General features: G+C 59.7%; 14 protein-coding genes. 8 read left to right on the top strand and 6 right to left on the bottom strand.

Annotation, left to right across the window (positions count from 1 at the left end; genetic code table 11):
- Window positions 1-299 precede the first annotated feature (299 nt).
- Window positions 300-1778 (bottom strand): lipopolysaccharide biosynthesis protein, encoded by a 1479-nt coding sequence (locus tag CFB10_RS18755; protein ID WP_026363573.1) that lies wholly within the window; start codon window positions 1776-1778, stop codon window positions 300-302.
- 117 nt (window positions 1779-1895) lie between these two features.
- On the opposite strand from CFB10_RS18755, the gene CFB10_RS18750 reads away from it, so the two are divergent.
- Complete coding sequence (locus CFB10_RS18750; RefSeq protein WP_003508524.1) at window positions 1896-2861, top strand: glycosyltransferase family 2 protein; 966 nt, start codon at window positions 1896-1898, stop codon at window positions 2859-2861.
- Window positions 2862-2913: 52 nt separating this feature from the next.
- Window positions 2914-3882 carry a polysaccharide pyruvyl transferase family protein gene (locus CFB10_RS18745; RefSeq protein WP_020010037.1) on the top strand — a complete coding sequence of 323 codons (969 nt, stop codon included), beginning with the start codon at window positions 2914-2916 and terminating at the stop codon, window positions 3880-3882.
- A gap of 190 nt (window positions 3883-4072) precedes the next feature.
- Here CFB10_RS18745 and CFB10_RS18740 read toward each other — a convergent pair whose 3' ends face one another.
- Together CFB10_RS18740 and CFB10_RS18735 are read right to left on the bottom strand one after the other, a co-directional pair.
- Window positions 4073-5062, bottom strand: coding sequence for a glycosyltransferase family 2 protein (locus CFB10_RS18740; RefSeq protein WP_020010036.1), 990 nt, complete (start codon window positions 5060-5062; stop codon window positions 4073-4075).
- A gap of 110 nt (window positions 5063-5172) precedes the next feature.
- Window positions 5173-5451 (bottom strand): exopolysaccharide production repressor protein, encoded by a 279-nt coding sequence (locus CFB10_RS18735; protein WP_020010035.1) that lies wholly within the window; start codon window positions 5449-5451, stop codon window positions 5173-5175.
- 340 nt (window positions 5452-5791) lie between these two features.
- Between CFB10_RS18735 and CFB10_RS18730 the strand changes: the two genes are divergently transcribed.
- Window positions 5792-6058: a DUF6074 family protein gene (locus tag CFB10_RS18730; RefSeq protein ID WP_026363572.1), complete on the top strand. Its 267-nt coding sequence runs from the start codon at window positions 5792-5794 to the stop codon at window positions 6056-6058.
- 74 nt (window positions 6059-6132) lie between these two features.
- Here the strand turns inward: CFB10_RS18730 and CFB10_RS18725 are convergent, their stop codons facing one another.
- Together CFB10_RS18725 and rpsU are read right to left on the bottom strand one after the other, a co-directional pair.
- Entirely contained in the window at window positions 6133-7029 is an 897-nt protein-coding gene (locus CFB10_RS18725) for a tetratricopeptide repeat protein (RefSeq protein WP_020010033.1), read from the bottom strand.
- Between the two features lie 133 nt (window positions 7030-7162).
- Window positions 7163-7390: a 30S ribosomal protein S21 gene (gene rpsU / locus CFB10_RS18720; RefSeq protein WP_003508541.1), complete on the bottom strand. Its 228-nt coding sequence runs from the start codon at window positions 7388-7390 to the stop codon at window positions 7163-7165.
- Window positions 7391-7707: 317 nt separating this feature from the next.
- Between rpsU and CFB10_RS18710 the strand changes: the two genes are divergently transcribed.
- The 5 genes from CFB10_RS18710 to CFB10_RS18690 are packed head-to-tail and all read left to right on the top strand — an operon-like array spanning window position 7708 to window position 13201.
- Window positions 7708-8961, top strand: a complete 1254-nt coding sequence (locus CFB10_RS18710) for a sarcosine oxidase subunit beta family protein (RefSeq protein WP_020010032.1) — start codon at window positions 7708-7710, stop codon at window positions 8959-8961.
- Window positions 8961-9371 carry a hypothetical protein gene (locus CFB10_RS18705; RefSeq protein WP_020010031.1) on the top strand — a complete coding sequence of 137 codons (411 nt, stop codon included), beginning with the start codon at window positions 8961-8963 and terminating at the stop codon, window positions 9369-9371. Before CFB10_RS18710 ends, CFB10_RS18705 begins: the two co-directional genes overlap by 1 nt.
- A gap of 11 nt (window positions 9372-9382) precedes the next feature.
- Window positions 9383-9697: a sarcosine oxidase subunit delta gene (locus CFB10_RS18700; RefSeq protein ID WP_003508553.1), complete on the top strand. Its 315-nt coding sequence runs from the start codon at window positions 9383-9385 to the stop codon at window positions 9695-9697.
- Window positions 9694-12654: a sarcosine oxidase subunit alpha gene (locus CFB10_RS18695; RefSeq protein WP_020010030.1), complete on the top strand. Its 2961-nt coding sequence runs from the start codon at window positions 9694-9696 to the stop codon at window positions 12652-12654. The genes CFB10_RS18700 and CFB10_RS18695 overlap by 4 nt, the downstream gene beginning before the upstream one ends.
- Window positions 12647-13201: a sarcosine oxidase subunit gamma gene (locus CFB10_RS18690; protein WP_020010029.1), complete on the top strand. Its 555-nt coding sequence runs from the start codon at window positions 12647-12649 to the stop codon at window positions 13199-13201. The genes CFB10_RS18695 and CFB10_RS18690 overlap by 8 nt, the downstream gene beginning before the upstream one ends.
- On the opposite strand, the gene CFB10_RS18685 is transcribed toward CFB10_RS18690, so the two are convergent.
- Complete coding sequence (locus CFB10_RS18685) at window positions 13198-14241, bottom strand: DUF2332 domain-containing protein (protein WP_026363571.1); 1044 nt, start codon at window positions 14239-14241, stop codon at window positions 13198-13200. The two genes, CFB10_RS18690 and CFB10_RS18685, sit on opposite strands and share 4 nt — an antisense overlap.
- Window positions 14242-14259: the final 18 nt, after the last annotated feature.

The raw sequence follows: 14259 nt of genomic DNA, 5'->3' as shown, positions 1-14259 counted from the left end.
AAGTCTGATTTCGACTTTGGGATAAAATGTGGCGACGCGGGAAAAACACAAGATTAGATTTTGCGGGTGAATGTCTGGCGTCAGCGACATTTCTTCGGCATCAAAAGGTTAAGTAATTGAAATAAATATAATTTTTATAAAATCGCGCATCGTTAAAAATCGCTGAAGCGTGTGAATTTGTCATTTGTCGTGATGTTGCATCGCAAAAAGATAGGTGACGCACCCCTGCCGCGGTGAATGAAAACACCGCGGCAGGGGCGCTTAACGGCGGAAATGAGGCGCATTTTTCTGCGATATTTCTAACCTTGGGTTGCAGCGTCCCGCATACGCCGCGATTTGACCATGCCTAGGATTTTCCCGAGCAGTGCGCGTTCGGTGAGCAGGATCAGCACGCCGTAGATGACGCCGCCCACGGCTGCGCCGATGAGAACCTGAAGGGTGGCGCTGGGAATGCGCTCAGCCAGAACCTGAAGCAGATAACGTACCGCAACGGCCATCACGAGTGCCGCGATCATCGGCCTGCTGCTGACATAAAGGCCGCGGAAGAAAGGTGTGTCGCTCGCCTTGAACACCGCCCAGGAATAGGCGACCAGCGTTATGGCATTAACGATGCAGAGCCAGACCATGGCGTCGATCAGCGTGCCATAAAGTGCTGCGAGCCACACTGCCACCGTGGTGACGATGGCGCGGATGGTCGCCGACCAGAACAATACGCGGCCGTAACCTGCACCCTTCAGGTAGGGGATGAAGGTGCTGCATGGTGTCAAAATGGCCTTCGATAGCGCCAGCAGGCCGAGAACCGGCCATGCATAGGCCCAGTTCTGCCCGAAAATGACAAGCATGGCGGGTTCGGCCACGGCCCAGAGGCCGAACATCATTGGCGCCAAGAGCACCGTCAGCACCTGGGTGCTGAACATCAGCGCATCACGACGCCGCTGCGGATCGTCCATCATGCGGCTGAAGGCGGGAAACAGAACGCCCATGACGGCCGACAGAACCACCTGATTGGGAATGCTGGCGAAACGATTGGAAGCGGAATAGGCGCCGGCATCCGCCAGACCGAGGTGCCGGGCAATGACCACCATCGGTGACTGGAAGGTGACGAAATTGGCGATTTCCGATCCCATCAGCCCCGAACTGAAGCCGAGAAGCGGCACGAGACGGCGCGGTTTCATGACGAAACGCGGGCAATAGCGGGAAACGGCATACAGCCCGACAAGCCTGATGAGGGCGGCGGCGAAAAGCTGGATGATGAGCGCCCAGACGCCGAAGCCGAAAAGGGCGAGCGCCACGGCGACAACCGCCGCGATGCTTTCCGACGCCATGCTCCAAAGCGCGTCCTTGCTGAAATTCATGCGCCGGGCGAGCAGCGAATAGGCGACATCGCCGGCAAGCTGCAGCGGAATGAGGAAAGCCATGATGCGCAGCAGATAGGCGCTTTCCACCGCCCCCAGCAACCCGCCGAAAAACTCCGCCCAGATGTAGAGGACGGCGGCCATGGTGCAGGAGATCGCCAGATTGGCCCAGAAGACGGTATGGATCGTTTCCATATCCTCTTCCTTCTCGACGATGAGGGCGGAGGTGAGCCCCGCGCCGGCGATCATGGTCAGAAACTGTACAACCGTTAGTCCTACCGCCACCACCCCGAATTCCTCCGGGGAAAGCAGCCGTGCGAGAATGGGGACCGTGACAAATTTAAGCCCGAATGTACCTGTTTTTGATAAAACGCTCCAGCCGACATTCGTGGTGATGGTCTTTACATTTGGCGCTGGGGGCATACAAGCATCCTGTTTCTGGAGGCCGGCGGGAGGAAGCCGGTTGGGAGTTGCCGATACCATCGGGGCCGCTTTTAGGATCGGGCCCGACACTTCTTGATCAACGCAAGGGGCGAAACAATGGCAAGATTTACTGTCGTCATTCCCTACTACCAAAAGCAGCACGGTATCTTGGGACGTGCACTCGCATCGGTTTTTGCGCAGACTTACCAGGACTTCGATCTTGTCATCGTCGATGACGAATCGCCATACCCGATCGATCAGGAACTTGCGGAAATTTCGCAGGAACAGAAAGACCGGATTATCGTCATTAAACAGTCCAACGGCGGGCCGGGCGGCGCCCGCAATACCGGTCTGGACAATGTGCCTGATGGCACCGACTACGTCGCCTTCCTTGATTCCGACGATATCTGGACACCCGATCATCTGCAGAATGCTGCCTTCGCGCTCCAGACCTATGGCGGCGAGTGCTACTGGGCCTCAATGCAGGCAAGTGACGAATTTTATTATCATTTCGCCATTTCCGAGCTGGAGAAGAATGAGGGTGCGGCAAGGCTTTCCGAGAAGCCGCTGGTGATCGAACTGCCGGATCTCGCAAGTGTCATGCTGCGCAACTGGAGCTTCCTGCATCTCTCCTGCATGGTGATCGGCCGTCCTCTTTTCGAGAAGATTCGCTTCGACCCGGCGCTGCGTCTGGCAGCGGAAGACGTGCTGTTTTTCTGCGATTCCATCCTCGCATCGAAGCGGACGCTTCTGTGTGATGACGCCGGCGCGATGCGCGGCATGGGCGTCAATATCTTCCACAGCATCGACAATACCTCGCCCGAATTCCTGCGTCAGCAGTTCAATACCTGGGTGGCGCTCGATACGCTGGAGGGCCGTTTTTCACGCCGGCCGGACGATGTCGCCTCCATCGCTTCCTATAAAAATACGGCGCGCAAACAGGCGCTGTGGAGCCAGGCGGGCAATCTGAAACGGCGTAAGACGCCCGAATTCGGACTGCTTCTGAAATGGGCGATGCGCGATCCGGCGCTGCTGCGTGCCGCTTTCGAACTCGGCGCCGGAAAAATCGTCCGCTCGAGATGAGCGAATTCTCGCCTGCAAGAATTTATATGTTTTTTCACCCAGGAGTGACCTCATGAAACCTTACCACTGGGAATCTCATCACGGCAATTTCGGTGACGATCTCAACCTGTGGCTGTGGGATTTTTTGCTTCCGGGCCTGCGCGATGTGCATGACGATGTCATGCTGGTCGGCGTCGGCACCGTGCTGAACGATGTTCTTTTGCCCGCAAAGCAGCGCAAGCTGGTGATCGGCAGCGGCTATGGTTATGGCGCAGTGCCGGATACCAGCACCGAGTTCTGGGATATTCGCTGTGTGCGCGGCGACAAAACCGCCGCCAAGCTCGGGCTCGCCCCTGAAAAGGGCATTGTCGACCCGGCTGTCATGGTCACCGAGATGCCTGACTTCAAAGGCCTGCCGAAGCTCTACAAGAAGACCTTCGTTCCCCATTGGGAATCGGCGGAATTCGGCATGTGGGAAACGGTCTGCGAACCGGCCGGGCTAACCTATCTCGATCCGCGCGGCGAGGCGAAGGCCGTCATCCGCGCTATCGCCCAGTCGGAATTCATCGTTGCCGAATCCATGCATGGCGCAATCCTTGCCGATGCCTTCCGCGTGCCATGGGTCGCGGTCAGCACGTCGCCGTCGATCAACAGCTTCAAATGGAGCGACTGGGCCGGCAGCGTGGGTGTCGAATATCAGCCGCGCTACGTGCCGGTTTCAACCCGCGCCGAGGCAGCGAAAAAGGGTTCGCGCTTCTGGGGCATGAGCTTCCCGCCGCCGCCAGGCCCCGTCATTGCCGATACCGGTTCTGTTCTGGCGCATGAAGGCCCGGCGCATGAGGGTGACGTGCTGGTGCGACCGCAGGAAACGCAGCCTCGGTCATTGCGCAAATTGGCCAAGCAGGTGCTGGCAGCGCCTTCCACGCTGGCGCTCTGGCAGGCAAGCCGCGCGGAGCCGCGTCTCAGCCCGGATGGCCGGCTGGAGGAGCGCAAGGAGCGTTTCGCCGCCGTTCTGGAAACGGTGAAGCGGGACTATCTCTGAGGGCGAAGAGTGGATGCGGCAGAGAATTTTCTGCCGCCTTCGCTTGAGGATGCCATCCTCTGGGATCTCTATCGTTATGCTCGGGCCTGTCCCGCAGCATCTGCAACCGACCGATCATACGATACGTGAGTAGATCCTCGGGACAAGCCCGAGGATGACGGCAAAGAATTGGCGGAGGTCGTCTTTTCCCCTACGAAACCGGCGTACCGTCCAGCAGATAACGCACATCCCGCACCGGCGGCGATTTCCGGAATCGGGCGGTCTTGTCGCTCCAGATGCCGCGCGTGATGGCGGGCAGGGCGGGCAGCCGCGCCAGAGCGTGGCTCAGCGCCCCGCCCATGCCCTTCTGCTTTTTCGTATCGAGAAAATGACGGAGTTCGAATTTGGCGCGGATATGTTTTTCATGTTCGCGCAGGATCGCCGTTTCCTCTGCCGAAAGCCGGCAACCGGCGAGAATGGCCTTGTCCGCCTCATATAGGCGGCGAAGATCTTCGGTGCGGTGACGGCCGCTCAGCGAGTTGCCGCGCACGATCGCGCCGTAACCGCAATGGCGGATGACCTTGTAACGCGCACCGGCGGCCAGCGCCCGCACGTAAAGCTCGTAGTCCTCGCCAAGCCGCAGGCCGTCATCGTAACGCAGTGCATGTCTGTCGAGAAAAGCGCGGCGTATCGCCGGTTTCAGAAACCCGGTTTCCCCGCGCTCCACACCGGGCCTGGAAATATTGCCTTCCACAAATTCCGTGAGCGACAGAAACCGCGCCTGCGGCTCGAAACGGGTTGGCTGCATGGAGGAGGCGCCGGGAACCGATTGCTGGATGAAGGCGATATTGTCGGCGACGAGATCCCAGTCGTCATCGGCCAGCATGGCGGCGAAACGACCCCGGAAAAAGAAGTCGTCCGCATCGAGAATGCTGATCAACGGCGCGGATGAAATCGAGATGGCGTGGTTGCGTGCAGCCGAAGGGCCGCGGTTGACATCGAATCGGACGACCCGCAGACGGCCCGTGCCATCATCCGCCGCATGCGCCACATCGCTCGTCGTATCGGTGGAACCGTCGTCGATAACCACGACTTCCCCGACCTCCGGCTCCACAAGGGCGGAGCGGATGGCTATATCAATCGTTTCGGATGCATTTTTCGCAGCGATGATGACGCAAATGGGCTGTGAACCGCTCACCATGTGTTGTCCTTCTGCTTTGACCAACCGTCAGGATTTGGCCAGCAGAAAGTGTCAGGCGTGTGGATGCAAGCGATTTTTTTGCGGCGCAATAAAAGAAGCTGCGTAAAAACTCACATATCGGTCAGTTTGGCGCCATGCGGCGGTGGGCTTTTTACGGCGTCCGCCTGTATTGCCTCGGCGCCGCGGTCCCGCGCGAAGGTTTCCCGCATGCGCCGTTTTTCCCGGGCGACCAGAACGAGAATCCCAATAAAATAGCCGACTTGCAGAATGACTGCACAGATGAGGGTTTGGATGAATGCCGTGTAGAAGGAGCCGTGGATGAAATATGTCGCAACCGCAAAGGCAAGCAATGCACCGATCATGCTGAAAAAAACACGAGGTGCATACATGGTGCTCTCCTCCCGAGAACGATTTCTCCATTTTTGACTGCGCTGCGGCATTTTTTTTCTTTGCAAGAAATATACGATGAGACCGGTGCTGTTTCAACACACATATACTTCTTCTAACGGTTGCGGCATGAAATTTCGGTAATCTTGATTGGTAAATTCCTCGGTAATTGATGACTTCCCCCGATCGGGGCTGCCTTACCATGCGATTTCGTGCTTTGAAGAGCAGTAAAATCCTTCTCTTGCGGCCATTGCTCGCTGTCTTTCGTCCTCTGCAGACTTCGTTAACCATCTCGCCTTTAAAAAGTCGGTATTGATTCCTCAGTAAGAGCAAGGTGCCCGCGTGACAACGAGTTCAGAAGTAATCGCCTTTCCGGCAAAGAACCGTATTGCCGACGTTAAACGATGTGCAACCATGCTTGACCGGCTGCATGGTGTGGAGGCGAATGATTTCTGGCGCAGGGAGTGCCGTGAACTGGCCGCCCATCTGACGGAACTCGGTTATGAGGACGCCGCCATGCGGCGTGAAGTCATGGAGTTTCAAAATGCGGTGCAGGCGGAATTGTGGGCGGGTGACGCCACACCCGAAGCACGTCGCGACAGCCATTGAAACCTCAGCATTTTCCATAAAAAAAGCCGGCGGGTGACAGACCCGCCGGCTTTTTTGTTCGTGCGCCCGTTTGATCAGGAGGCGCCGGCGCCGCGTGTGCGGGCAACGCCGTCAAGTGCCGGCTTGTATTTCGGGTCGAGCCGGGCCGCATGCCCATAGGACTTGGCGGCCTTGGCCATCTCGCCGCGCCGCTCATAGACCAGCGCCTGGTTGGCCCAGGATTCTGCCACATTACCGTCAAGCGAAATGGCGTGGTTGAAATCCGCGAAGGCGTTTTCGTCGTCGTTGAGTGCGACGTAAGAAAGGCCGCGGCCATTATAGGGCTCCGGCGATGTCGACGACAGCGAGATAGCCTTCGAGAAGTCTTCGATGGCCTGGGCATGCTGGTTGCGCAACTGATAGATCAGGCCGCGATTGTGCCAGGCGCGTCCGTCGGTGGTTTCAAGCTCGATGGCGCGGGAGAAATCGTTGAAAGCTTCGTTCACGCGTCCGGACTGGCGGTAAAGATTGCCACGGCCGATCAGCGCCACGTCATAGCTCGGATTGATCTGCAGGGCGGCGTTGTAGTCCTGCAGGGCCTGCTGCTGCTGTCCGCTATTGCGGTAAACCAGCGCGCGGTTGGCATAGGCCTGGTAAAAGCGCGGGTTGAGCTGCAGCGCCTTGTTGAAATCTTCAATGGCGCGGCGCGAATCGCCGGCGCGGCCGTAAGCCGAGCCACGGACATTGTAGCCTTCGGGATCCTGCGGATTGGCGTTGATGACCGAGGTGAGCGAGGCGATGTTTTCCTGCGAACCCTGGGCGCGGTCGATCCTGAACACATCTTCCGTCTGGTTGGAAGTCGCGCAGCCGGAAAGACCGGCAAGGACGGTACAGATGACCAGAGAAGCGCGGAACCCTCTGTTGTTTTTTAATGGCACCCGGCGCGTGGAGGCATCGGAGTTTTTCACAACACAGGCGTCGACAGCGATCATTCGGTGTGGGTTCCCTCGCAGGCCGGTCTCACGATCGTTCTCAAGAACATTCTCCGGCCACAAACACAAAGAGCGGCGGCGAATTGATCGCCCCCGCCCAACAAGCATTCAAAAACGTCCAAAAGACGGCCTATTAACGGCCTGCGCGGGGGCCAGCAACCAGACCTTCGCGCTGTGCACGCTTGCGTGCCAGCTTGCGAACGCGGCGAACGGCTTCAGCCTTTTCGCGGGCGCGCTTCTGGGAGGGCTTTTCGTAGTAATCGCGCATTTTCATTTCACGGAAAATGCCTTCGCGCTGCATCTTTTTCTTCAGGGCGCGGAGCGCCTGATCAACGTTATTGTCGCGGACTAGTACCTGCACGTTAAACCCGTTCCTTTAGTTTGGTTATCTTGCTGTGTGAATAAAGGCATTCACACGCAAACAAAAAATGGTTCGTCCGGCTGTCGAGCTGGGCGATTGGTGACGTGCAATAACAGATCATTTGCAGCAAGTCCAGCCGCTAGCGCATAATCAACCAGCAAAATGCGGCCTACCCGGAATTCCGCCTGCGATGTCGAAACAAAATCATTGCGGCGTCGCAAAATGGATATTGCCTCCCATCCCGATTTGCCATGTGTATGATACGGGCCGGGACTATGTTTACGGCCTCTGGCCGGTTCTTGAGGAGCAGACTGCGAATGCGCAAATATTCCGTTTTTGCCGTGGCGCGTGAGGCGTTGCGGGGTCATAAAGGGTGGGATGCGCAATGGGCTTCACCCGAGCCGCGCAAGGATTATGATGTCATCATCATCGGCGGCGGCGGGCATGGGCTCGGAGCGGCCTATTACCTTGCCAAGGAACATGGCATTACCAATGTCGCCGTTCTGGAAAAAGGCTGGCTCGGCGGCGGCAATACCGGCCGTAACACCACCATCATCCGCTCCAATTATCTCTATGAAGAGAGCATGGATATTTACGAGCATTCCCTGAAGCTGTGGGAAGGCTTGAGCCAGGATCTCAATTACAACGTCATGTATTCGGCGCGCGGCGTGATGATGCTGTCGCACAATATCCATGACCGGCAGTCCTTCAGCCGCCATATCAACGCCAACCGTCTTTACGGCATCGACAATGAATGGCTGACGCCGGAGCAGGCGAAAGCCTATTGCCCGCCGCTCGATATATCAGGCAATGCGCGTTACCCGATCAACGGCGCTGCCCTTCAGCGCCGCGGCGGCACGGCCCGCCATGATGCGGTGGCCTGGGGTTATGCGCGCGCGGCTTCAGACCGCGGCGTGCACATCATCCAGAATTGTGAGGTCACGGGCATTCGCCGCGGACCTGATGGCGCGGTGACGGGTGTGGAGACCAATCGTGGTTTTATCGGCGCGAAAAAAATCGGGGTTTCCGCCGCCGGTCATTCCTCCGTCATCATGAAGATGGCTGACGTGCGTGTTCCCCTGCATTCCAACCCGCTGCAGGCGCTGGTGTCGGAACCGCTGAAGCCTATCTTCCCCTGTGTCGTCATGTCGAACACGGTGCATGCCTATATCTCCCAGTCCGACAAGGGCGAGCTGGTTATCGGCGCAGGCACCGATCAATATAATTCCTATTCGCAGACCGGCGGTCTGCAGATCATCATCCACACGCTCGACGCCATCTGCGAGCTGTTCCCGATCTTCCGCCGCGTCAAGATGATGCGCCAATGGGGCGGGATCACCGACAACACACCCGACCGCTCGGCTATCCAGAGCGTGACGCCGGTGCAGAACCTCTTCGTCAATTGCGGCTGGGGCACGGGTGGTTTCAAGGCGACGCCGGGTTCGGCCAATCTCTTCGCGCATCTCATCGCCCGTGGCGAACCGCATCGCCTGGCGGCCGGTTTGACCCTTGACCGTTTCCGTACCGGCCGTCTCATCGACGAGGCTGCCGCTGCCGCGGTGGCGCATTGATGCTGGCGGCGGCTGTGCTTGCGCTCAATATATCTGGCGCGGCTGCAGCCGTGCCCGCCGGCAGCTTCATCCCTGAGGCCAGGGATTTTCGCAGCCAGAAGATTGCGAAAATGCAGGGTGAGAAAGACTGGCCCTTCGTGGCGGAAAAAGGCCTGCTTCTCTGCGCGCCCAACCTTACGACGAAGATGGTTTATTTCGTCGGCGAGCAGGAGGACGGCAAGCAGGACTACCCCTTCGCGATCGACACCGACATGATGGCGGTTGCCATCGTCAATATGGGCCGGGCCTCGGCGCTGCGGCCATTCGATAATTTCGAGCAACTTTTAAAGCGGCTTTCTCCGTTCGTTTCGATGGGCAGACGGCTGTGTGACCAACCCGCCGGAACAGCGCTTCCGGAAAATTCTCTCTAGGTGGAGCGACGATGCTTCTGATCCATTGCCCCTATTGCGGGGAAGACCGTTCCGAACTGGAATTCCGCTGGGCGGGCGAAGCTCACATTGCCCGGCCGGAAAACATCGCCGATATCTCCGACGAGGCCTTCGCGGAGTATTTCTTCATCCGCGACAATGACAAGGGCCTCGTTTTCGAGCGCTGGCGTCACATTCACGGCTGCGGCCGCTTCTTCAACGCCGCCCGTGATTCGGTGAGCGACAAATTCCTGATGACCTACAAGGCGGGTGAACCGAAACCCGATACCGAAACGGTCCTTTCCGCAGAAAAGGGAGCCGGGCAATGAGCGGCGATTATCGTATCAAGGGCGCCGGCCGCCTGACGCCAGCCAGAACCGCACGCTTCACCTTCGACGGCAAGATCTATCCGGCGCTGGAGGGCGATACCGTCGCGTCAGCGCTTCTGGCCAATGGCGTGCATCTGATCGGCCGCTCGTTCAAATATCACCGCCCGCGCGGCTTTCTGTCTGCCGGGCCGGAAGAGCCGAACGCCCTGATCGACGTCTCGCGTGACAGCCTGCGCAAGCAGCCCAATGTGCGCGCCACGGTTCAGGAGGTTTTCGACGGCGCGATCATCGCCTCGCAGAACCGTTTCCCGTCGCTGTCCTTCGATCTGAGCGCTATCAACGATCTTCTGTCGCCGATGTTCGCGGCCGGTTTTTATTATAAGACCTTCATGTGGCCGAAGGCCGCCTGGCACAGGATTTACGAACCGCTGATCCGCCGCGCCGCCGGTCTCGGCAAGGCGCCGGGCGAACCGGATGCGGATCATTATTCCGGCCGTTATGCCCATTGCGATGTGCTCGTCGCCGGCGCCGGCGTTGCCGGCCTGACGGCGGCGCTCGCTGCTGCAAAAACCGGCGCAAGCGTCATTCTGGTGGACGAGAATGCCGAAGTCGGCGGTGCGCTGCGCTTCGATACCGGTGCGGTCATCGACGGTCTTTCCGGTTATGAATGGGCGCAGAAGGTCTTCGCCGAACTGAAATCTCTGCCCAATGTGCGGGTTCTGACGCGCACCACCGCCTTTGGTTATTACAACCACAATTTCGTGGCGCTGGCCGAGCGCGTGACCGACCATCTCGCCACGCCCGCCAGACACCAGCCGCGTGAGCGGCTGTGGCAAGTGCGCGCCAAGAAAGTCGTGCTGGCGGCAGGGGCGATTGAGCGCCACATGGTCTTCGCCAATAACGACCGGCCGGGCATCATGCTGGCTGCGGCCGCCCGCACCTATCTCAACCATTATGGTGTGGCCGTCGGCCACAATGTCGGGGTCTACACCGCCCATGATTCGGCCTATGAGACGGCCTTCGATCTCAAGAAGGCGGGGGTGAAGATCGCCGCCATCGTTGATTGCCGGGAGAACCCGGATCAGCGCCTGCTGGACGAGGCGCGGGCGCTCGGCATCGAGGTGCTGGCCGGCCACAGCGTTTACAACACCGCCGGTCGCCTGCGCGTGTCTTCCATGACCGTTGGCCGCAATGGCGGCTCCAACAAGCGCAGGATCGCCATTGATGCGCTTGTCGTTTCCGCCGGCTGGACACCTTCGGTGCATCTTTTCTCGCAATCGCGCGGCAAGCTGAAGTTTGACGCGGCTAACCAGCGTTTCCTGCCGGATATCCATGTGCAGAACGGTGTTTCCATCGGTGCCTGCAACGGCACGGACGATCTTTCCGCGCTGATTGCCGAGGCTGCGGCTGCCGGTGGCGGCGTCGTGGAGTTTTCCGGCGAGAACGCCAGGACCTGGACAGGCGGCATGATCGGTGCGGCCGAAGGCGCGGGTGAGGGCACCGGCGTCAAGGCCTTCATCGATTTCCAGCACGATGTCTGCGCCAAGGATATTCGCCTTGCCGTGCGCGAGGGCATGCATTCGGTCGAGCATATCAAACGCTTCACCACCAATGGCATGGCGTCGGATCAGGGCAAGATGTCCAACATGCATGGTCTCGCCATCGCATCGGAGGCGCTTGGCCGGGATTTGCCCAAGGTCGGCCTCACCACCTTCCGCCAGCCCTATACACCGGTCACCTTCGGCACGCTCATCAACCATTCGCGCGGCGCGCTGTTTGATCCCGCCCGCAAGACGCCGATGCACGAGGAAGAGCTGGCGGCCGGCGCGGTGTTCGAGGATGTCGGCAACTGGAAACGCGCCTGGTTCTTCCCGCGGGCGGGTGAGGACATGCATGAGGCGATCAACCGCGAATGCAAGACGGTGCGTGAGGGCGTCGGCGTGTTCGATGCCTCCACGCTCGGCAAGATCGAGGTGGTTGGCCCGGATGCGGCGAAGTTCCTCAACCTCATCTACACCAATGCCTGGGATACGCTGAAACCCGGCCGCTGCCGCTACGGCATCATGACCCGTGAAGACGGTTTCGTTTACGATGACGGCGTCGTCGGCCGTCTTGCCGAAGACTGGTTCCATGTCACGACCACGACGGGCGGCGCGCCGCGCGTTCTCCAACACATGGAAGATTATCTCCAGACCGAATTCCCCGATCTCAACGTCTGGCTCACCTCGGCAACCGAACAGTGGGCTGTCATTGCCGTGCAGGGGCCGAAGGCGCGCGACGTGATTGCGCCTTTCGTCGAGGGCATCGATCTGTCGCCGGAGGCCTTCCCGCATATGGCGGTGGCCGAAGGCAAGTTCTGCGGTGTGCCGACGCGCCTCTTCCGCGTCTCCTTCACCGGCGAACTCGGCTTCGAAATCAATGTGCCGGCCGACTATGGCCCAGCCGTCTGGAATGCGATCCGCGAAAGGGCGGAAGCTGTCGGCGGCTGCCTTTATGGCACCGAAACCATGCATATCCTGCGTGCCGAGAAGGGCTATATCATCGTCGGACAGGATACGGACGGAACGGTGACACCTGACGATGCCGGGCTTGCCTGGGCCGTTTCGAAAAAGAAGACGGATTTCGTCGGCATTCGTGGCCTGAAACGCCCCGATCTCATGCGCGCCGGCCGCAAGCAGCTTGTGGGACTGAAGACGAAGGACCGGCTGACCGTTCCGGATGAGGGCGGCCAGATCGTTGCCGATCCGAACCAGCCGAAACCGATGACCATGCTCGGCCATGTCACCTCAGCCTACTGGTCGGAAAATCTCGGCCATTCCATCGCATTCGCGCTGGTGGCGGATGGCAGGGCGCGCATCGGCGAAACGCTTTACATTCCGCTTGCCGATAAAACCATTGCCGTCGAAGTGACCGACATGGTCTTCCTCGACAAGGAAGGAGCCCGTCTCAATGGCTGACATGCTGCACGCAAAACGCAAATCCGTGCTTGAGGATTTTCACGGCGGCTCACCCTTCGTATCGCTGAAGCCAGCGGCTTCCGCCGCGCGGCTGTCGCTGCGGGCGCGGGAAAGCGCCGTACCGGCTCTGTCCGAAGCGCTCGGTCTTGCGCTGCCCACCAGCCCGAAGAGTTCCGTCACCTCGGGCCTGCGTTCCGCCCTGTGGATCGGGCCGGATGAATGGCTGGTGATCGATCAGGGCGAAAGCGACCTGATGGCAGCACTCGCCAATGTTTCGGGTCTGTTTTCGGCAACCGATGTTTCCCACCGCAACACGGCCGTCATCGTCTCCGGCGCTGGCGCGGAAGCAGCGCTCAATGCCGGCTGCCCGCAGGACCTTTCTCAAGCAAAATTCCCTGTCGGCGCTTGCTCACGCACCGTCTTCGGCAAGGCGGAAGTGGTGCTGCTGCGCACCGCGGACGATACGTTCCGGGTGGAGTGCTGGCGCTCCTTTGCCGAATATGTCGGCGGGCTGCTGCTGGAGGCGGCTGAGGACGTGGCGGTTTAACCCGCCATCCAGCCCCGCCATTCCACCCATCGCCCATGGAAATCGGCGCGGCCGATTTCCTGTTTTCCGCCGCCCGGCCAGATTTGCAGGGTAATGGCGGCACTGCCGGATGTCGTATCCGTCTCCATTTGCAGGCGGGCAAGCGGGGCCTCCGGCGTCGCACGGGTTCCGGCCTCGGCGATCAGGGCTTCGCCTGCCTGTTTCAAGCCATCGGGGAGATATTGCCAGGCGACGGAATGATAGACGACGTGGGCAGTACCCGGATATTGTGTGGCAAGGCGGCGTTTCAGCCAGTCTATGGCGTCGGCCTTTTCGACCTGCAGGCCGTTCTCCACCGCGATCCGTAACGCGGCGGCGGTGCGCTCCAGCCGGTCGGTCTGGTCGGCCCAGATATATGACATCAGCCGCAGACGGTCTTCAACGGATGACGGATCAAGCGGGTTGAGATCGCAGCCGGCGCGCTCGATAACCTCGATCCGCTCATGGGATGGGGTATTGCCGCGCCATTCTGGTGACAGGATAACATCGGATTGTTCGCCCCAGATGAGTTCGCCGAGGCGATACTGGTAACGGTCGAATTGCAGGTTGAGGCCGGCGCTGGCTCCCACTTCGGAAAGCACCAGCGGTTTACCGGTCAATGCCGCAATCGAAAGAAAGCCCGGCAGCAGAACGGCGGAACGGCGAGCCTCGTTGGTCTGCGGTGGTGATTTCAACCTTTCAAGGATGAAGGCGGAATGAAAACGCAGGGCGCTGGCGCAAGCCTGCCAGAGAGCCTCGTCGTCTTCCGGCGGGACATCGACAAGCGGCGCGATCTTTTCCTTGATGGCAAGCGCATGGAGCGCACCCGCCAGCCGCAGGGGAACGGAATCGCCGGAGGGGCCGACATCGCCCGGCCAGGATAAAATCCGCTCGCCCACCTCCGTCTGGCGGTCAAGCCTTGCCGCCACCGCGCGGCATAGCCGTGCGGTAAAGGGCGAGCCGAGGCTGTCGCAGGCTTTTGCCTGCACGAGAAACGCATTCCTTACGGCGTCGTCATGCATGCGCTCTCTCCCTTGCGG

This window comes from Agrobacterium sp. 719_389, assembly GCF_900188475.1.
Classification (GTDB): domain Bacteria; phylum Pseudomonadota; class Alphaproteobacteria; order Rhizobiales; family Rhizobiaceae; genus Agrobacterium; species Agrobacterium radiobacter.
Note: the sequence above shows the minus strand (reverse complement) of the source record. Positions and strands in the feature narration are given on the sequence as shown.